The following is a 17,935-nucleotide window of genomic DNA, read 5'->3' on the forward strand; positions in this document are numbered from 1 at the left end:
TGCACTCCCTAAATATTACTCCGACTCGTTGACGATGGCCGACATGATGTCGACCGTCCGTCGCACCGCCGCGAGCTGCTCGGCGTCGAGTCCGCGCAGTTGCTCGGTGAGCCACGCCTCGCGCGCGTTGACCTCGTCCTCGATGACCTGCCGACCGGCATCGGACAAGGACACGATGATCTGCCGCCCATCGGTGGGATGCGGAATGCGGTCGACCAGCCCCAGCTCCCCGAGCGAGGCCACCACCCGCGTCATCGACGGCGGCTGCACCCGTTCTTTCGCCGCGAGCGTGCCGGGCGTCATCGCCCCTTCTCGCGCGAGCGTGGCGAGCGCGGACAGCTGCGTCAGGGTCACCTGGCTGGTGCGACGGCCCCGCAGGTGACGCGTCAGGCGCACCACGGCCAGGGAGAGGTCGCCGGCCAGTTGGCGCAGTTCCTGAGGCATCGCAACAGAATAGCGGGACGACTCAGGCCAGGGCGTCACGGATCGGGCCGACGGCGAAGTACAGCGCGAACAGGACGGCGACGATCGCCATCAGCGGGTGCACCGAGCGGATCTTCCCGCGCCCGATCGCCAGCACCACCCAGGTGACGAAGCCGACGCCGATGCCGTTGGCGATGGAGTACGTGAACGGCATGACGACGATCGTGAGGAACGCGGGCAGCGCGATGTGGAACTTCGAGAAGTCGATGTCGGCGACCTGGCCGATCATCAGCGCGCCCACCACGACCAGCGCGGGCGCGGCCGCCTCGATCGGCACCACCGAGTAGAGCGGGGTGAGGAACATCGCCGCCAGGAAGAGCACGCCGGTGACCACGTTGGCCAGTCCCGTGCGCGCCCCCTCCGCGATGCCCGACGCCGACTCGACGAAGACCGTGTTCGACGACGCCGATCCCGCGCCGCCCGCGACGGCGCCGACACCCTCGACGACGAGGGCCTTGCCGACGCCCGGCAGCGTGCCGTCCTTGTCGGTCAGCCCCGCTTCCTTGCCGAGTCCGGTCATCGTCCCCATGGCGTCGAAAAAGTTGGCGAGCACCAGCGTGAACACCAGCAGGCTGGCGGCCAGCACCCCGATGCGCGTGAACGCGCCGAGCAGGTCGACGTCGCCCACCAGCGACAGATCCGGCAGATCGATCACCACGTCCGGCAGCTGCGGCACGCTGAGGTTCCATCCCTTGGGGTTCACCCCCGCCGACGCGCCGGTGTCGGTGACGGCCTCGACGATCGCGGCGACGACGGTGGTGACGACGATGCCGATCAGCAGACCGCCCCGCACCCTGCGCGCCACCAGGATTCCCATGAGCAGCAGTCCGAAGACGAACGTCACCGTCGGCCACGACGCGATGGACCCGTCGATACCGAGCCCCACCGGCACGGTGGTCCCGGCGGCGTCGGGAATGCGGCGGACGAAGCCCGCGTCGACCAGACCGATGAGGGCGATGAACGCGCCGATGCCGGCAGCGATGGCCGCTTTGAGTTCGCGGGGAATGGCCTCGAAGACGGCGGTGCGGAACCCGGTGAGGGCCAGGATCACGATGATGATGCCGTCGATGACCACCAGGCCCATCGCCTCCGGCCACGTCACCTGCGGCGCGATGGTGACGGCCAGCAACGTGTTGATGCCCAGGCCGGCGGCGATGGCGAAGGGATAGTTGGCGACGACGCCGAACAGGATGCTCATGACGCCGGCGACCAACGCGGTCACGGCCGCGACCTGCGGCACCGGAAGAATGTTGCCGAGCACGTCGGTCTTCGCCGCGGCGTCGTCGGCGGAGAAGCTGCCCAGGATCAGCGGATTGAGCACCACGATGTACGCCATGGCCACGAACGTGACGACGCCGCCGCGGATCTCCGCCGAGAGCGACGATCCTCGATCGGTGATCTTGAAGTACGAATCGACGAAGGAGGTCGCTCGAGACATGGAGAGCAGAGTAGGCCACGAGTAGCGTTGCCGCCGTGTCGGTACCAGGTGACGGCCTCACTCCTCCGCCCGCGATGCCCGCCCGGTGGACGGACCCGGCGCCGGTGATCGGCGGGGGCACCGTGGCCTTCGCCGCCGCGGCCGTCGCGGCCACCGTCGCCGAGTGGTCGATCGCGCCCACCGCGTGGGCGGGAACGGCGTTGGGCGCCCTGGGTTTCGGGCTGTTCGCTCTGCAGCGCCGGGCGGCTCGCCGCGGCCGTCGGACCGCGCAGAAGGGGCTCGTTCCCCCGCCGGTGTGATCGGCCTCATGTGATCGGCGGCACGGCGAAATGCCCTCTGACGTGCGCAAACTCACCCCTGTGCGCCTTGAGTAACCTGCCGGAAACATCGAGAATGGTTATGTCAGTTCGGGAACCGGACGGGCACCGTCACACACGAAATCAACCATGAGGTCAGCAGAAGTGAAGTACATCGACACGTTCCTCAACCGCCGCCGCCACGTTCGCGCGCTCCGCGATCTCTACGCTCGCGCGAATTCCGTCGGCAGCCCCTCGATGCGGGACGAGCTCCTCGTCATCGCACAGCGTCGCTGACGCTCTATGTCACAGCGTCGCTGACGCTCTATGTCACAGTGTCGCTCGATGTCGCAGCGCCGCTGAGCGACGCACGGAGGGCGAGAGTCCCCCACAGCGCCCCGAGCGCCCACCCGGCCAGCACGTCCGTGCACCAGTGGGCGCCCAGGTAGAGGCGCGAGAATCCGATGAGCAGCGTTGCCGCCGTGAGAACGGCGGCCGCTGCTCTTCCTCGTTTCCGGGCCCGGTCACCGGGTGACCCGACCGACCGGCGAGCGAGCAGACCGCGACCGATCAGCACGATCGCGACCGCGGCCACCATCGCCGACATCATGGCGTGTCCGGACGGGAACGACCAGGTCGACAGGTCCACGAGACGTTCCGGAGTCGGAGGCCGAGTCCGGCGCACCGCGTACTTGATCCCGTTCATCAGTCCCCAGCCGAGCAGCATCACCGCCAGGGTGGCCAGAGCCGCCCGGCGGCTCCCCCGCCGCCACACGATCGCCGCGAGGATCACGGTGAGGACGGCGACGCCCACGGTGTTGCCGACCGTGGTGACGACGGTCATCACGTCGGTCACCCACGGCGTGCGGTGGTCGACCATCCACGTCAGGACGGCAGTGTCGAGCCCGTTCATGCCGTCGGTCATCGCATTCTCTCCAGGTGCATCGTGCCGTCGGGGTCGACCCAGTACGGCACCCGCCGCTCCCCGATGCCCGCCGCGGTGACCAGCAGTTCGTCGTGGACGACGACGTCGGACGGCAGAGTGAGGGACGGCAGCGCCCGGGTCGCGGCGGCAGCGTACGCCGCCAACATCGGATCGTCGGCCACGGCGACGACGTCACCGGCATCTCGAACCGTCACCGCCACGGCGTCGGTGGTGTCGAGGTCGAGCAGGTCCGCCACCGCGTCCGGATGCGCGCCACCGGGAACGGCGCGGTCGGGCGGAATCACCGCGATCCAAGCCGGTCCGCCGAGCACCGTCACGTCGTCGGCGGACACCACCAGGCCGGCGAGGGTGCGGACCTCGGCCGGAGGGTCGACGTCACGCACGTCGACGCGGCCGGCCGCGACGGCTTCGCCCAGCGCGGCATAGGCCGCGAGGACGACGCCGGGACGCACCGCACGATCAGGGTCGGCGAGTCGTGCGAGCAGGGCGCGCGCGGTGGCGGCGTCGTCGACGCGGTCGTGGGCCCACAGCGCGGGGACGGCGGTGGCGCGCACCGCGGGAGCGACGTCGAGGACACCCGCGAAGACGTCGTCGCCCGGTCGGCGCAGCAACCCGAGTGGTGTGCCGTCGATCTCGGCGTGGCGCCGGAGCCACCACGCGGTGTACCCGTTCCGGTCCGTCAGCAGCGGCGCGAGGGTCGAGTCGCCCACCAGGAGGTCGAGCGCGGCACCCCACCGGTCGGGATCGACCCACTCGAGGTCGCGGACGGCCCGCACGTCCGCGGGCTCGCCGTCGACGGAGTCCCACCAGGCGTCCTCGTCGTCGAGGTCGTGGTCGGGGCCCAGCGGCGTGTCGTCGACGACGGTGCCGAAGGTGGTCCCGACGCCCACCACCCGGAGGGCGTGCGCGCCGTATCGCTCCACCAGGCTCGGCTCGACCACGCCGAACGGATGGTCGTCGCTCAGCACCGCCAGGACGGGCGCGTCGGGCAGCAGCAGTTCGTCCGCCGCGCGGTCCGCGCCCGCCGCGTCGCGCAGCGGGAGTTCCCCGAGCCCGGCGACGACGGTGTGCTCGGGCACCAGACTCGCGACGGCGAGCACCTCGTCCACCAGGGCGTCGGGAACCCCGTCCGGGTCGACGAGCCGCTCGGCGAGAACGGGGTCCGCGAGCAGATCCACCGCCCGCGCGGGGGTCGCGCCCAGGCGTCGCAGCAGGGGATTCACCGCGTCGGGGTGGGCCACCCGCGCCCAGCTCACCGCCCCCACCCGTTCCTCGGCGACGACGACGGTGCGGGGCCCGGTGACCGTCCGACCGTCGGTGAGCGGCACCGGCATCGCCGCGCACTCGGCCACCTCGCTGCCGGGCAGCAGCACGTCGACTGCCGCGTACACCGAGCGCCACCACGCGGGCGCGCGATCCAGACCGGACAGCGCGTCGACCACCTCCGCGGGGCGCAGGACGCGGACCCCGACACGCGCGAGCGTGCGCGCGGCATCGCCGTCCGACACGGCGGGGTCGACGAGGCCGGGAATCACGTCGGCGAGCAGCGCGGCGAGCTCGTCGGTCAGGCGGTCGACGACGGTGGCCGCGCCGGGCCGATACGCCCGACCGTCGACACCCGGGACCCAGGCGGTCTCCGCGAGCTCGGCCGCGAGGGCCTCGCGAAGGGCCCCGTCGACGACCGACGCGGGCACCCCCGGTCGGGGGACGGCGAGGGGACGCTCCGCCGGCGGCAGGTCCGCCACCAACGCGCCGTACCCGTCCGCGAGCGGTCTCGGATCGACGCCGGGGAGGATCCGGCGACGATCGGGCTGCATCGCCACGTCCGCGACGACGACGGCGGGCAATGTCGTCGTCTCGTCGGAGCGGGTCGGTGCGCGCAGCACGTCGGTCTCGACCGGACGGACGTCGCCGTTCGCGCTCACGGGCAGGTACCAGGTGGCGTGCGGGGCGGCGCCGCGAAGGTAGGACCGCTCCCCGACCGTGACCGTGGTCCAGGCACCCGGTCCGTCGGTCTCGACGCGGCGACTCTCGCGCTCCCCGACGGTGATTCGGCCGATGGCCGGCAGTTCGAGAAGCAGGTCGGGCGCCTCCGCGGACGCGGCGTCCAGGACCGCCTCGGCGTCGGCGACGTCATGAAGGACGATCTCGGTGTCCCACCCCGAGTCCGGTGCCGCGTCGCTCGGCCAGGGCAGGCGGAACATCGGCACGTCGAGACCGCGTGCAGCGAGGACGGACTGGTCGATCCCGTTCTCCTGCAGCGTGTCTCGCGTGGCATCGGCATCGAAGACGACGGACCCGGCGCGCGAGCGCACCTCCACCCGAGCGGTCAGGGCGCGCACGGCGGTGAATCCGACGCCGTACCGCCCGACGTCGCCACCGCCCTTGTCGGACGCGCGCAGCGCCGACAGTGCCCGCACTCCCGAGACGGTCAGCGGCGCACCGACGTTCGCGCAGTGCAGGGTCGAGCCCACGAGTCGCAGCGCCACCCGGCCGGGGACGGCAGCGCGACCGGCGGCGTCGGCCGCGTTCTGGACGAGCTCGGTGACGGCGCGGTCGCGATAGCCGCCGACCACCAGATCGTGCTCGGCCGCCGCGTCCTCGATCAGCCGGGTCGGCGACGACGCCCAGGCGTCCAGCACGGCGCGACGCAGCGCGGCCGTACCGAACGGGTCGGTCACTCCGCGGAAGTACCGGCGTCGGACGGGGTGGACTCGGCAGCGGCGGACTCGGCAGCGGCAGGCGCGGCCTCGGCGGGTGCGCTGTCGGCGGCTGCGGTCCGCGGCAGGGACACCACCTCGAGCGCCCCGTCGTCGTACGCGTCGAACGCGGGAGAGCCTGCGCCCGTGGGCATCTCGGTGTCCGAGTGCGCGCCGCAGCCGTACTCGGCATGCACCACCCGACCGTCGGCGGCGAGCTCGTTGCCGCATACCCCGAACGCCGCGCTCAGCGAACCCTGCAGCAGCAGGAAGAACCCGCACGTCCCGCAGTGGGCGGGGGCCGATCGAGCCATCGCCGCCTCGGGGCCGAACTCGCTCTCGGCCCACCGCTCTGCGGTCTCCAACCGACCCTCGCGGCTCATCACCTGCGGCCGGCCCAACCCCAGCTCGAGGGCGACGTCGTCGACCGCCGGATCACCCGTCGCGCGATAGCCCGGCACCAACCGGACGTCGTCGTGCCGCGGCGGCAGCAGATCACCCGGGGACAGGTCACCCGGGCGAATGCGCTCGTCCCACGGCACCCATCCCGGGGCCACCAGGGCGTCGGGACCGGGCAGCAACGCGAGTTCGCTGACCGTGACCGCCTCGGCGTCCGCGGGGGCGGCGACGACGACGGCCCACTGCCACCCGCCGTACCCGGGCAGGTCGGCGGCGAAGCGGTGGATGGCGGCGGCGTCGTCGACGGCCTCCACGCCGAGGTGCGCTCCCACGGGGCCCTCGCCGGCATCGACCGCGGCGGCGCGCGCCACGTCGACCGCGTCGGCGAGCAGCGGGCGGATCTCGGTCACGGACGGAGCAGTCACGTCGACCATTTTGCAGCATCGCTGCTTGGATGGACCGATGCGGTCCGGCAACCATGCTCCCCCGACGCGGGCCCGTGCCCTCGTCCGTGCCCTCGCCCGCGTCGTCACGACCCTCGTCGCGGGTCCCGTTCTCGTCGCCGGATGTTCGCCGGCGAGCACGCCCGCCACGCCCGTCGGGCAGGCCGAGCGCCTCGAGGTCCGCATTCTCGCCACCGAGCCACACGATCCGACCGCGTTCACCCAGGGCCTCGAACTCGACGGCGACCGACTGCTCGAGGGCACGGGCCGCTCGGGGCAGTCGCGCATCACGGCGACCGACCGCGCGACCGGCGAGGTGCTCGCCCGCGACGACCTCCCCGCACCCCTGTTCGGCGAGGGCATCACCCGCGCCGGCGACGTCGTCTGGCAACTCACCTGGCGCGACGGGATCGCCGTGGTGCGCGATCCGGACACGCTGACGGAGCTGCGGCGGGTGACCTACGACGGCGAGGGCTGGGGCATCTGCGCCACCGACGACGCATTGATCACCAGCGACGGGTCGGACACTCTCACCGTGCGCGACCCGGTGTCGTTCGCCGTCCGCTCCACCCAATCGGTCACCTCCGCCGGGCAGCCGGTCACCGCACTCAACGAACTCGAGTGCACGCCGGACGGCGTGTGGGCCAACCGCTGGAAGACCGACGAGATCGTCCGCATCGACCCCGACTCGGGCGAGGTGACCGCCGTCGTCGACGCCGCACCGCTGCGCGCGTCGCTCGATCCGGACGCCGACGTCGACGTGCTCAACGGGATCGCCGCCGTGGACGGCACCGACCGCTTCCTCGTCACCGGCAAACTCTGGCCGACCATGTTCGAGGTGCAGTTCGTTCCCGCCGACGCGTGACGGACTCCGCCGGGGCATCGGTGACACCGGGCTCGCATGGGGAACAATGGAACCCGTGACAGGCCAGGGAGGTGACCACCCGCAGAACCCGGAGCGCCATCCGGGATGGGACAACTACTCGCCCGCCGAGCCGCGACCGACTCGCGGCGCGCGGCGCACCCCGTTGCCGCCCCTGCATCCCGTCGGCGAGACCCCCACCCCTCCCGAGTCGGGGACGCACCGCGACGAGGGAGCAGCCGGTCCGCGACGGCCCGCTATGCCGCGCAAGTTGACCGTCACCCGCGTCGCCGCCCTCCGCAGCCGCGAGATCACCGGCAAGGGCATCGCCACCTTCCGCCGGGCGGCCACCGCCGACGGCGCCGACAAGTCGGGCCTGACCGCCCTGACGTACGCCACCATGGCCAACTTCGCGTGCGACGCCGCCATGGCGGTCGCGCTCGCGAACACCCTGTTCTTCTCCGCCGCCACGGGCGAGGACAAGACCAAGGTCGCGCTCTATCTCCTCATCACCATCGCGCCGTTCGCGGTGATCGCGCCGCTGATCGGACCGATGCTCGACCGGCTGCAACGGGGCCGTCGGATCGCGCTGAGCACGTCGTTCGCCCTGCGCGCGGTCCTTGCGGTGGTGCTGGTCTTCGAGTTCGACTCCTGGCTGCTCTATCCGGCAGCCCTCGGCATGATGGTGCTGAGCAAGTCCTTCTCGGTGCTCAAGTCGGCGGTGACCCCCCGTGTGCTGCCGCCGGACATCGACCTGGTGCGGGTCAATTCCCGCCTCACCGTCTTCGGCCTGGTCGGCGGCACCATCACCGCCGGGGCCGTCGCCGCCGCCATCGCGTTCGCGCTGGGCTCCGCCGGGGCGCTGTGGTTCACGTTCGCGCTCGCGCTCTTCGGCGCGTGGCTCGCGATGCGCATCCCGTCGTGGGTCGAGGTCACCGAGGGCGAGGTGCCCGCCACCCTCGGCTATCACGCCGACGCCGACACCGAGTCCCTCGGTGTGGTCCCCGCGCCGTCGAAGCGACGCCAACCCCTGGGCCGCGAGGTCCTCACGGGCCTGTGGGGCAACGGCACCATCCGCGTGCTCACGGGCTTCCTCACCCTCTACATCGCGTTCGTAGCCAAGTCGAAGACCGAGCACGAACCACTGCAGCAGGCCCTCATGCTCGCCCTCGTCGGCGCGGCGGCGGGCCTGGGGAACTTCGCCGGCAACGCCGCCGGCGCGCGGGTCAGGCTGGGTCGACCGTCGGTTCTGGTGGTGCGGTGCACCGTCGCGGTCACCGTCGTCGCCGTCCTCGCCGCCGTTCTCGACGGCCTCGCCACCGCCGCCGTCGCGGCCCTCGTCGCGGCCGCCGCGAGCGCGCTGGCGAAGGTCTCGCTGGACGCGTCGCTGCAGAACGACCTGCCGCCCGAGTCGATCGCGTCGGGCTTCGGACGCAGCGAGACGGTGCTCCAGCTCAGCTGGGTCCTCGGCGGCACCCTCGGTGTGCTGTTGCCCACCGAGTACTGGATCGGCTTCACGGTGGTCTCCGTGGTCCTTACCATCGGGCTCGTGCAGACACTCCTGACCCACCGGGGAACGACGATGCTCCCCGGATTCGGCGGCAACCGACCCGTTCGCGCGCATCAGGAGGTGGCGCGGCCCGACCACGTCACGCACCCGACGACCGACCGCGGCGGCGTTCGATGACCACCCGGCGCGTCCTGCTGGCCGTCGGCGCCCTCGTGGCCGTGGTCGGCGTCGCGTTCGTCTGGGTGGTCGGCCGCGCGATCGTCGACGCGCCGGAACGGACGCCGCGGATTTCGGCGTTCGCCGACGGCCGCTTCGCCGAAGTCGAGCCGTTCCGGTACTGCCCGGTGCAGGAACCGCTGTGCGAGTACGAAGGCAGCACCGCGGTCCTGCCGGTGCGCCCCGGTCACCCGCTGCAGCTGTCCCTGCCCGGCGAGATCTCCGACAGCCCCTGGGGTTTCGCGGCCGTCTACCAGGACCCCGAGACCGGCGAGGCCCTCGAGGCGGACGACTACTTCGCCCCCGGAACACGGAACACCCTCACGGTCGAGCCCACGCGGGACGGCCTCGACCTGGTCGGCGTCGAGGTGCGTCTGCCGTCCGGCGTGATCGACGTGGACACCAATCAGGAGGAGATCGTCAGCCACGCGATCTGGTCCATCGCCACGACCCGCGAGGGCCAGGGCGGCGACAGCGGGGACGGCGGGACCGGAACCGCCGAGGACGGCTAGGTCAGCTGTCGAGCTCGCGCGCGACCGCCCGGACCACCTCGGAGATCTTCTGGGCGGTCTTGCGGTCGGGGTAGCGCCCCTTGCGCAACTCCGGCTGCACCGTCGCCTCGAGCAGCGTGATCATGTCCTCGACCATGCCGTGCAGCTCGTCCGGCGAGTGCCGCTTGGCCGCTGCGTCCTTGCGCGCCGCGGCCGCCGCGTTCTGGCGGAGCGACGGAGTGGGATCGAGCACCTTCAGCGACAGCGCCTGCGGCCCGCGACGGCCCGCGGCCATCCCGAACTCCACGCGCTGGCCGGCCTTGAGCGAGTCCACACCCGCCGGCAGCGCGGACGCGCGGACGTAGACGTCCTCGCCCTCGTCCTGCGCGAGGAAGCCGAAGCCCTTGTCGACGTCGTACCACTTCACCTTGCCGGTCGGCACCGCTCTCACCCGTTCGTCTCGTCGTGTTCGACCGGTTGTGCTCGTCCGGTCGTGATCGTCCTGTCGTGTTCCGCACTGCTCGCCGACCGCAGTACGACTGCGGCGCAACGACAAAGCGCGCCTCACGCGCCGACCGGGGTCGGCGGGAAGACGCGACTGTGATCATGGTACTCCGGCCCCGACTAGGCTCTGCCGCGTGACCGCCTCGACCCGCACTCCCCCGTTGCTCCTCGCCGCGCTGATCAGCTTCGGCCTGGGTGTCCTCGCGATCGTGTCGATGTTCGTGATCATGCTGGTGTCCGACCTCTCGCCCGGCATCTGGCTCTACCTCGCCGCGATGCTGTGCCCCCTGGGGCTGCTGCTCGGACTGGTGCACGCGCTGCGTTCCGGTCGTCGCGCTCGGTAACCCGCCCGCCGACCCGCCCGCCGACCCGCCCGCCGACCGGCCCGCCGACCCGCCCGCCGCGCGGCATACTGGACCGATGCGGCTGCTGCTCAACATCGTCTGGCTGATCTTCGGTGGGCTGTGGTTGGCCCTCGGCTACTTCCTGGCCGGCATCGTCTGCTGCATCCTGATCGTCACCATCCCCTTCGGACTGGCGGCGTTCCGCATCGGCGCGTACGCCCTCTGGCCGTTCGGCCGCACGGTGGTCGACCGCCCCACCGCCGGGGTCGCGTCGCTGATCGGCAACGTCGTCTGGATCGTCGTCGCCGGGATTTGGCTCGCGATCGGGCACGTGATCACGGCCGTCGCGATGGCGATCACCATCATCGGGATCCCGCTGGCGCTGGCGAACCTCAAGATGATCCCGGTGTCGCTCATGCCGCTGGGCAAGGACATCGTGAACACCGACGCGTACGGGCCCGGCGCGGTGCGGCCCGGACCGTCCTACGCGAAGGGTCGCGTCGGGTAGAAGAGCCGGTCTCCCGCGCCCGTCGCGCTGCGCGAAAAACCCGCACGTACGGTCTAGAGTGCTGTGCGTGATACCGAAGTCCTCGCCGATCCGTACCTTCGAATCACATCGAGTCTTCGTCGCCGCGACGATCGTCGGCGCGGTCGTGGCGGTGATCGCGCACGATCGACTGATCCCGTTCGACGTCCCCAAGTTCGGGCTCTTCCGCTTCGGTATCGACGCCCTGGTCTACCGCGCCGGCGGCGCGACCGTGTGGACGTCGGCGCCGCTCTACGCGCACGACCTGGTCGGCGAACTGCCGTTCACCTATCCCCCGTTCGCGGCCGTCGTCTTCGCCCCGCTGGGCCTGGTGTCCGAGGCCACCACACACCTGATCTTCTGGCTCGGCAACCTCGTGCTGATCTACCTGATCGTGCGGTTCTGCTGGCTGCACCTGGGGTTCCGCGACGACCGCAGCCTGCACGTGGTCTCCGCGGCGCTGACGGTGATCGTCACCTGGCTCGAGCCGGTGCGCATGACGATCTGGCTGGGACAGATCAATCTGGCTCTGCTCGCCCTCGTCCTCTTCGACCTCGGCCGGGGCGAGCGCAGCCGGCTCCGCGGCATCGGCGTCGGCATCGCCACCGGGATCAAGATGACGCCGGGGTTGTTCCTGATCCACCTGGGTCTGACCCGGCAATGGGGCGCGCTCGTCACCGCGGTGGTCACCGCGGCCGCCACCGTCGTCGTCGGCTTCGTCGTCCTGTTCTCCGACGCCGCGACGTACTGGTTCGGCGCGATCTCGGATTCCTCCCGGATCGGAGACATCACCTCGGGAGCCAATCAGTCGCTGCGGGCGTCGGTGCCGCGATGGTTCGGCGTGGCCGACTCGAACACGGTGGCGTGGATCCTCGTGGCGGCCGTCGTCGCGATCGCCGGACTGCTGGTCGCGGCCGCCGCCCACCGCCGGGGCCTGCCACTGCTCGGCCTGATCGTCTGCGGCCTGACGGCGCCGCTGATCTCCCCGTTCTCCTGGGGCCACCACTGGGTGTGGCTGCTCCCGCTGTTCCTCGTCTGCGTGGACGTGGCCCTGCGCTCCTCGTCGCCGCTCGCGTGGTTGCTTCCGGCGGTCGCCGCCCTGCCACAGATCGCGTGGTTCTGGGTAGCCCCCGGTGACGTCTACGCCATCGGGACGTTCATGCTGCCGCCGTCGTCACGTCTGGAGGGCGTCGCCTTCCAGACGGTCTACCCCACCACCGGGGTCCTGGTGATCATGGTGGTCGCTCTCGTCCTTCGCTTCTGTGACTTCCCTCACATCACGAGTCGGTCACGGAGCGATGACGAGACGGGTGTCGACGCCCTCACGGGCTCTCATCTGCACGAACCCGTACCCACTCCTCACAACGCCCGCGCGACGCGCCGACCAGCGGACGTTATGGAACGGTGACATCACTGCCCGTTTCGTAATAGTGTCCCCTTCGGCCGGAACACACGGCCACGTTCGACCCGCCGCGCTCAACCTCGTCCCGCGGGAATCGAACGGACATCACGGACCGAAGTCAGGGGCGAGGGCGGGGGACCCACCACGTCCTTCTTAGATGACCGGCCGACCGTCGCACCCCACCGGGAGCGGCGCGGCCTCGGGGTGAAGCCTCGCCCGTTCCAAGCCGGGAACGACGCGGGGCCGGGCTACCTCTCAGCCCGAATCCGACAGCTGACCTCGCAGGCGCGTGTGGAGAGGAAACAACGAACATGGGACGTCACCGCAAGCCGAGTACCGCAGGCAAGACCGTCGCCAAGGTCGCCGTCACCGGCGCCCTGGTCGGCACCGCCGGCGTTGCCTTCAGCGGCACCGCCACCGCGGCACCCGACTCCGACTGGGACCGGCTCGCACAGTGCGAGGCGGGCGGCAACTGGGGCATCAATACCGGCAACGGTTTTCAGGGCGGACTGCAGTTCTCGCCCAGCACCTGGACCGGACACGGCGGCGGCGAATTCGCTGCCACCGCCAACCAGGCCTCGCGCGAAGAGCAGATCGTGGTGGCCGAGCGCGTGCTCGAGTCGCAGGGCTGGGGCGCCTGGCCCTCCTGCTCCGCCAAGCTCGGCCTGTCGAGCGCCCCCACCCAGCGTGACGCACCGGCCCAGACGGCGCCCGTGCCCGCGCCGGCTCCCGCCCTCCCGGACCTGACCAGCGTCCCCTCCACCGAGCAGGCGCTGCAGGGACTGACCGACCTCGTCCGGACCGTCACCGACGATCCCGCCGTCGTCGAGTTCGTGCGCTCCGCCGTCGCCGACCCCCAGGTGTCGGCGTTCATCGAGGCGAACCAGAACCTGCTGCCGCGCTGATCTCCCGCGACACGACGACGAAGGCCCCGCACCGATCGGTGCGGGGCCTTCGTCGTGCCGACTGCTCGGCGGGCTGCGCGTTCGTGCCGACTGCTCGTCGGGCTGCGGATCAGCGGTTGATGACGGTGTGCGGGTGCGCGTAGGGCAGGGACTCGGGCGGCAGCGGGAACTCGATCTCCTCGCCGTAGGGAGAGAGATTGCCCGCCCGGGCCGAGGTCAGTTCCGTCACCGCGTGGTCGTCGTCGCCGTTGCCCTGCGGCCAGCCCGGATCGACGTAGCGCTTCTTCTCGTTCTTCGCCATACCTCATTCTGGCATCGACCGGTCCCGGCGTGGGTAACGACCCGGTCACTCCCGGACCGGGGAGTCCCGGCCCCGGCCGGGCATGTCGCACCCACGTTCTACGCTCGATCACGATGAGCACCGATCCGGGCGAGACGCCCCCGCTCGCGGACTGGCTGGCCGCGCGCAGCGACGAGGAGCTGGGCGAGCTGCTGCGCCTGCGTCCCGACCTCAGCGTTCCGCCCCCGGCGACGTTCGACATCCTCGCCGTGCGCGCGGAACAGCGCGCGTCGGTGCTGCGCGCGGTCGAGGACCTCGACACCCCCACCCTGACGGTGCTCGAACTGCTGCTCTTCGAGCAGGGCGACACCGCCGCCGTCCCGCGGAAGCGCCTCGACGCGCTCGTGAACAAGCAGGCCACCAAGAAGGCCGTCGACGCCGCGCTGGCCACCCTGCGGTCGCTCGCGTTGGTGCGCGGGACGACGGACCTGCGGACCGTGTCCGCGGCCCGGGACGCACTGCCGTGGCGCGTCGGTCGTTTCGTGACCGCCGATCGCGGCCTCACCGAGGAGTCCGTCGCCGCGGCGCTCGAGCAGATCGACGACCGCCGGCGTGAGCTGCTCACCACCCTCTCGCGGTCGAGCAACCTCGGTCGCACCCGCGACGCCGCACCGGGCACCCCGTCGGACCGTCCCGTCCAGCAGTTGCTCGCGGCCGGGCTGCTCGGTCGCGTCGACCACGAGACGGTCGAGCTCCCCCAGCAGGTGAGCCAGGTGCTGCGCGGCGAGCCGGTCTCCGACCCGACCAGGCTCACCCCACCGCCCGCCGAGCGCGAGATCCAGAACCCGCGGGACGTCGACGCGGCTGCCGCGGGCGAGGCGCTGGAGTTGCTGCGGCTGTGCGAGAACGTGCTGGCGGCGCTCGGCAGCACGCCCGCTCCCGCACTGAAGGCGGGCGGGCTCGGAGTGCGCGAGCTCCGCCGGATCGCCAAGACCTGCGACCTCGACGAGACGCAGGCCGCGTTCCTCGTCGAGCTCCTCGCCGCGGCGGGCCTGCTCGCCTCCGGCGCCCCGGACCCGTCGCCGCCGTCCGACACCGACGATCACTGGGCGCCCACGTCCGCCGCCGACGCCTGGCTCGCCTCCCCGCCCGCGGTGCGGTGGGCGGCGCTGGCCGGTGCCTGGCTCGACCTGCCGCGGCTCCCGTGGTCGGTCGGCATGCGCGACGCCAACGACAAGCCGATCGCCGCGCTGTCCGACGAGGCCCGGTCCGTCGCCGCGCCCCGTGACCGCCGCGTCGTCCTCGGCGTCCTCGCCGACCTCGACGCCGGCGTCACCGTCGGCCGGGACGACGTGGTCCGCATCGCCACGTGGCGACGGCCGCGTCTGGCCGGCCGGCTCACCCGGCACGCGGTCTCCCGCTACCTCGACGAGGCCGGGGGTCTGGGCATCCTCGGCCGCGGAGCGGTGTCGACGCCCGGACGCGCTCTGCTCGCCGACACCGACCGCGACGCGGCCGCGGCCGCGATGGCGGACGCCCTCCCCGATCCCATCGACCACGTCCTGGTCCAGGCCGACCTCACGGTCGTCGCGCCCGGCCCGTTGACGCCCGAGTTGGCCCACACCATGGCCACCGTGGCGGACATCGAATCGGCCGGCGCCGCCACGATGTACCGGGTCGACGAGAACACGTTGCGCCGGGCGCTGGACGCCGGCATGTCCGCCGCCCAGCTGCACGGGTTCTTCGGCGCACGGTCCCGGACGCCCGTCCCGCAGGCTCTGACCTACCTGATCGACGACGTCGCCCGCCGGCACGGCCGCCTGCGCGTCGGCATCGCGTCGTCGTTCGTCCGGTGCGAGGATCCGGCGCTGCTCGCCGAGGTCCTCGCCTCGCCGGCCGCCGAGGCGCTCGCGCTGCGCGCGCTCGCTCCCACCGTGGCGGTGTCGCAGGCCCCGCTCGGCGACGTGCTCGAGGCCCTGCGCAGCGGGGGTTTCGCGCCCGCGGGCGAGGATTCGTCGGGCACCATCGTCGATCTGCGTCCCCGCGGCGCCCGGGTCCCCGTGCGCCGGAACCGGTCCGCGTATCGCACTCCGGTGGTGCCCACCGCGGACCAACGGGGACGGTTGGTCGCCGAGATGCGGGCCGGCACCAAGGCCGCCACCGCCCGGCGCACCGAGGGCGTCCGAGCCGACGGCACGCGGGCGAGCGGCGCGGCCACCATCTCCCTGCTCCAGCGCGCCGCGATCGCGCGGGCCGCGGTGACCATCGGGTACGTCGACGCCGCCGGGGTGTCGAGCCAACGCGTCGTGGCCCCGGTCAGCGTCGGCGGGGGTCGGCTCGACGCCTGGGACGAGGACGCTGGGACCATGCGGCAGTTCACCCTGCACCGCATCACCTCGGTCGATCTCGTCGATCGGTGATCGGTCACACGGTCGTCGTCCGTCCGTGAACGGGCACAATGGAGTGGTTGCGCTGCGACCGGACCCGGTCGCGCGTGTGAGGAGAGTGAATCAGTGACCGACGGACCACTCATCGTCCAGTCCGACAAGACGCTCCTGCTCGAGGTGGATCACGAGCTCGCCCCGCAGGCCCGCGCCGCCATCGCCCCGTTCGCCGAACTCGAGCGTGCGCCCGAGCACGTCCACACCTACCGCGTCACCCCGCTCGCGCTGTGGAACGCGCGCGCCGCCGGGCACGACGCCGAGCAGGTGGTCGACGCCCTGGTCACGTACTCGCGGTACGCCGTGCCGCAGCCGCTGCTGGTCGACGTCGTCGACACCATGGCGCGCTACGGCCGCCTGCAGCTCGTGAAGTCGCCCGTCCACGGCCTCTGCCTGGTGAGCCTCGACCGCGCCGTGCTCGAGGAGATCCTGCGCCACAAGAAGATCGCCCCGATGCTCGGCGGACGCGTCGACGAGGACACCGTGCTGGTGCATCCGAGCGAGCGGGGCCGCCTCAAGCAGATGCTGCTCAAGGTGGGCTGGCCCGCCGAGGACCTCGCGGGGTACGTCGACGGCGAGGCCCACCCGATCGACCTCGACTTCACCGGCGGTCACTGGGAACTGCGCGACTACCAGCAGATGGCCACGGACTCCTTCTGGGCCGGCGGATCCGGCGTGGTGGTCCTGCCCTGCGGCGCCGGCAAGACCATGGTCGGTGCGGCCGCGATGGCGAAGGCACAGGCCACGACGCTCATCCTCGTCACCAACACGGTGGCGGGCCGGCAGTGGAAGCGCGAACTGATCGCGCGAACCTCGCTCACCGAGGACGAGATCGGCGAGTACTCGGGCGAGCGCAAGGAGATTCGCCCGGTCACCATCGCGACCTACCAGGTGATCACGCGCCGCACCAAGGGTGAGTACAAGCACCTCGAGCTGTTCGATTCGCGCGACTGGGGCCTGGTGATCTACGACGAGGTGCACCTGCTCCCCGCGCCCGTCTTCCGGATGACGGCCGACCTGCAGTCCCGCCGTCGGCTCGGTCTCACCGCCACGCTGGTCCGCGAGGACGGCCGCGAGGGCGACGTGTTCTCGCTGATCGGGCCGAAGCGGTACGACGCACCGTGGAAGGACATCGAGGCGCAGGGCTGGATCGCGCCCGCGGACTGCATCGAGGTGCGGGTGACGCTCACCGACGCCGAGCGGATGGCGTACGCCGTGGCGGAACCGGAGGAGCGGTACAAGCTCTGCTCCACCGCGCACACCAAGATCGCCGTGGTGAAGTCCATCCTGGACAGGCACCAGGACTCGCCGACGCTGGTGATCGGCGCGTACCTCGACCAGCTCGACGAGCTCGGCGCGGCCCTCGACGCCCCCGTCATCCAGGGATCGACCAAGAACAAGGAGCGCGAGGTGCTGTTCGACGCGTTCCGACGCGGAGAGATCAGTCGACTCGTGGTGAGCAAGGTGGCCAACTTCTCCATCGACCTGCCCGAGGCCTCGGTGGCCGTGCAGGTGTCGGGGACGTTCGGATCCCGCCAGGAGGAGGCCCAGCGGCTCGGTCGACTGCTGCGTCCCAAGCACGACGGCGGCCAGGCACACTTCTATTCGGTGGTCTCCCGCGACACGCTCGATGCCGAGTACGCCGCCCACCGGCAGCGATTCCTCGCCGAACAGGGGTACGCCTACCGGATCACCGATGCGGACGACTTGCTGGGACCGGCGATCTGACCGTTCTGGCAGGATCGTCTGT

General features: G+C 71.7%; 18 protein-coding genes and 1 riboswitch. Of the genes, 11 read left to right on the forward strand and 7 right to left on the reverse strand.

Annotated elements, in window-relative coordinates:
- Positions 1–15: 15 nt before the first annotated feature.
- Together A3Q40_RS13500 and A3Q40_RS13505 are read right to left on the reverse strand one after the other, a co-directional pair.
- Entirely contained in the window at positions 16–444 is a 429-nt protein-coding gene (locus tag A3Q40_RS13500) for a MarR family winged helix-turn-helix transcriptional regulator (protein WP_068102897.1), read from the reverse strand.
- 22 nt (positions 445–466) lie between these two features.
- The gene (locus A3Q40_RS13505; RefSeq protein ID WP_068102899.1) at positions 467–1,921 is read right to left on the reverse strand and encodes an NCS2 family permease; all 1,455 of its coding nucleotides are present in this window, start codon (positions 1,919–1,921) and stop codon (positions 467–469) included.
- Positions 1,922–1,956: 35 nt separating this feature from the next.
- Between A3Q40_RS13505 and A3Q40_RS13510 the strand changes: the two genes are divergently transcribed.
- Together A3Q40_RS13510 and A3Q40_RS20280 are read left to right on the forward strand one after the other, a co-directional pair.
- The gene (locus A3Q40_RS13510) at positions 1,957–2,220 is read left to right on the forward strand and encodes a DUF2530 domain-containing protein (RefSeq protein WP_371829411.1); all 264 of its coding nucleotides are present in this window, start codon (positions 1,957–1,959) and stop codon (positions 2,218–2,220) included.
- A gap of 147 nt (positions 2,221–2,367) precedes the next feature.
- Positions 2,368–2,514 carry a hypothetical protein gene (locus A3Q40_RS20280; RefSeq protein WP_156511664.1) on the forward strand — a complete coding sequence of 49 codons (147 nt, stop codon included), beginning with the start codon at positions 2,368–2,370 and terminating at the stop codon, positions 2,512–2,514.
- A 28-nt stretch (positions 2,515–2,542) separates the two neighbouring features.
- Here the strand turns inward: A3Q40_RS20280 and A3Q40_RS13515 are convergent, their stop codons facing one another.
- The 3 genes from A3Q40_RS13515 to A3Q40_RS13525 are packed head-to-tail and all read right to left on the reverse strand — an operon-like array spanning position 2,543 to position 6,695.
- Complete coding sequence (locus A3Q40_RS13515) at positions 2,543–3,142, reverse strand: phosphatase PAP2 family protein (RefSeq protein ID WP_235606303.1); 600 nt, start codon at positions 3,140–3,142, stop codon at positions 2,543–2,545.
- A complete protein-coding gene (locus A3Q40_RS13520; protein WP_068102901.1) occupies positions 3,139–5,844 on the reverse strand; it encodes a sacsin N-terminal ATP-binding-like domain-containing protein in 2,706 nt (901 codons plus the stop codon). Before A3Q40_RS13520 ends, A3Q40_RS13515 begins: the two co-directional genes overlap by 4 nt.
- Positions 5,841–6,695, reverse strand: a complete 855-nt coding sequence (locus A3Q40_RS13525; protein WP_068102902.1) for a DUF3027 domain-containing protein — start codon at positions 6,693–6,695, stop codon at positions 5,841–5,843. Before A3Q40_RS13525 ends, A3Q40_RS13520 begins: the two co-directional genes overlap by 4 nt.
- 28 nt (positions 6,696–6,723) lie before the next feature.
- On the opposite strand from A3Q40_RS13525, the gene A3Q40_RS13530 reads away from it, so the two are divergent.
- The 3 genes from A3Q40_RS13530 to A3Q40_RS13540 are packed head-to-tail and all read left to right on the forward strand — an operon-like array spanning position 6,724 to position 9,804.
- The gene (locus A3Q40_RS13530) at positions 6,724–7,569 is read left to right on the forward strand and encodes a glutaminyl-peptide cyclotransferase (protein WP_068102904.1); all 846 of its coding nucleotides are present in this window, start codon (positions 6,724–6,726) and stop codon (positions 7,567–7,569) included.
- Positions 7,570–7,615: 46 nt separating this feature from the next.
- On the forward strand, positions 7,616–9,253 hold the full coding sequence (locus A3Q40_RS13535) for an MFS transporter (protein ID WP_082833921.1): 1,638 nt from the start codon (positions 7,616–7,618) through the stop codon (positions 9,251–9,253).
- On the forward strand, positions 9,250–9,804 hold the full coding sequence (locus A3Q40_RS13540; RefSeq protein ID WP_069972957.1) for a DUF2771 family protein: 555 nt from the start codon (positions 9,250–9,252) through the stop codon (positions 9,802–9,804). Before A3Q40_RS13535 ends, A3Q40_RS13540 begins: the two co-directional genes overlap by 4 nt.
- 1 nt (position 9,805) lies before the next feature.
- On the opposite strand, the gene A3Q40_RS13545 is transcribed toward A3Q40_RS13540, so the two are convergent.
- Positions 9,806–10,225: a cold-shock protein gene (locus A3Q40_RS13545; RefSeq protein ID WP_068102906.1), complete on the reverse strand. Its 420-nt coding sequence runs from the start codon at positions 10,223–10,225 to the stop codon at positions 9,806–9,808.
- Between the two features lie 196 nt (positions 10,226–10,421).
- Between A3Q40_RS13545 and A3Q40_RS13550 the strand changes: the two genes are divergently transcribed.
- The 4 genes from A3Q40_RS13550 (at position 10,422) to A3Q40_RS13565 (ending at position 13,464) form a co-directional block, all read left to right on the forward strand.
- A complete protein-coding gene (locus A3Q40_RS13550) occupies positions 10,422–10,631 on the forward strand; it encodes a hypothetical protein (RefSeq protein WP_068102908.1) in 210 nt (69 codons plus the stop codon).
- A gap of 76 nt (positions 10,632–10,707) precedes the next feature.
- On the forward strand, positions 10,708–11,139 hold the full coding sequence (locus A3Q40_RS13555; protein ID WP_068102909.1) for a YccF domain-containing protein: 432 nt from the start codon (positions 10,708–10,710) through the stop codon (positions 11,137–11,139).
- Between the two features lie 67 nt (positions 11,140–11,206).
- Positions 11,207–12,565, forward strand: coding sequence for a glycosyltransferase 87 family protein (locus A3Q40_RS13560; RefSeq protein ID WP_157889589.1), 1,359 nt, complete (start codon positions 11,207–11,209; stop codon positions 12,563–12,565).
- 147 nt (positions 12,566–12,712) lie between these two features.
- Positions 12,713–12,863, forward strand: a riboswitch (cyclic di-AMP (ydaO/yuaA leader).
- A gap of 7 nt (positions 12,864–12,870) precedes the next feature.
- Positions 12,871–13,464, forward strand: coding sequence for a transglycosylase family protein (locus A3Q40_RS13565; protein ID WP_068102912.1), 594 nt, complete (start codon positions 12,871–12,873; stop codon positions 13,462–13,464).
- Positions 13,465–13,573: 109 nt separating this feature from the next.
- On the opposite strand, the gene A3Q40_RS13570 is transcribed toward A3Q40_RS13565, so the two are convergent.
- The gene (locus tag A3Q40_RS13570) at positions 13,574–13,765 is read right to left on the reverse strand and encodes a hypothetical protein (protein ID WP_068102913.1); all 192 of its coding nucleotides are present in this window, start codon (positions 13,763–13,765) and stop codon (positions 13,574–13,576) included.
- Between the two features lie 113 nt (positions 13,766–13,878).
- Between A3Q40_RS13570 and A3Q40_RS13575 the strand changes: the two genes are divergently transcribed.
- Both A3Q40_RS13575 and A3Q40_RS13580 read left to right on the forward strand, forming a co-directional pair.
- Complete coding sequence (locus A3Q40_RS13575; protein ID WP_068102914.1) at positions 13,879–16,164, forward strand: helicase-associated domain-containing protein; 2,286 nt, start codon at positions 13,879–13,881, stop codon at positions 16,162–16,164.
- 93 nt (positions 16,165–16,257) lie between these two features.
- Positions 16,258–17,913 (forward strand): DNA repair helicase XPB, encoded by a 1,656-nt coding sequence (locus tag A3Q40_RS13580; RefSeq protein WP_068102916.1) that lies wholly within the window; start codon positions 16,258–16,260, stop codon positions 17,911–17,913.
- The last annotated feature ends 22 nt before the right edge of the window (positions 17,914–17,935 follow it).

The organism is Rhodococcus sp. PBTS 1 (genome assembly GCF_001620025.1).
GTDB classification, from domain to species: domain Bacteria; phylum Actinomycetota; class Actinomycetes; order Mycobacteriales; family Mycobacteriaceae; genus Rhodococcoides; species Rhodococcoides kroppenstedtii.

What these genes read in the sequence shown, in the direction of transcription:
- A3Q40_RS13565 (WP_068102912.1), top strand. Translation starts at nt 12,871, where the DNA reads ATGGGACGTCACCGCAAGCCGAGTACCGCAGGCAAGACCGTCGCCAAG.
- A3Q40_RS13515 (WP_235606303.1), bottom strand. Translation starts at nt 3,142, where the DNA reads ATGACCGACGGCATGAACGGGCTCGACACTGCCGTCCTGACGTGGATG.
- A3Q40_RS13500 (WP_068102897.1), bottom strand. Translation starts at nt 444, where the DNA reads ATGCCTCAGGAACTGCGCCAACTGGCCGGCGACCTCTCCCTGGCCGTG.
- A3Q40_RS20280 (WP_156511664.1), top strand. Translation starts at nt 2,368, where the DNA reads ATGAGGTCAGCAGAAGTGAAGTACATCGACACGTTCCTCAACCGCCGC.
- A3Q40_RS13570 (WP_068102913.1), bottom strand. Translation starts at nt 13,765, where the DNA reads ATGGCGAAGAACGAGAAGAAGCGCTACGTCGATCCGGGCTGGCCGCAG.
- A3Q40_RS13535 (WP_082833921.1), top strand. Translation starts at nt 7,616, where the DNA reads ATGGAACCCGTGACAGGCCAGGGAGGTGACCACCCGCAGAACCCGGAG.
- A3Q40_RS13530 (WP_068102904.1), top strand. Translation starts at nt 6,724, where the DNA reads ATGCGGTCCGGCAACCATGCTCCCCCGACGCGGGCCCGTGCCCTCGTC.
- A3Q40_RS13540 (WP_069972957.1), top strand. Translation starts at nt 9,250, where the DNA reads ATGACCACCCGGCGCGTCCTGCTGGCCGTCGGCGCCCTCGTGGCCGTG.
- A3Q40_RS13505 (WP_068102899.1), bottom strand. Translation starts at nt 1,921, where the DNA reads ATGTCTCGAGCGACCTCCTTCGTCGATTCGTACTTCAAGATCACCGAT.
- A3Q40_RS13555 (WP_068102909.1), top strand. Translation starts at nt 10,708, where the DNA reads ATGCGGCTGCTGCTCAACATCGTCTGGCTGATCTTCGGTGGGCTGTGG.
- A3Q40_RS13525 (WP_068102902.1), bottom strand. Translation starts at nt 6,695, where the DNA reads ATGGTCGACGTGACTGCTCCGTCCGTGACCGAGATCCGCCCGCTGCTC.
- A3Q40_RS13575 (WP_068102914.1), top strand. Translation starts at nt 13,879, where the DNA reads ATGAGCACCGATCCGGGCGAGACGCCCCCGCTCGCGGACTGGCTGGCC.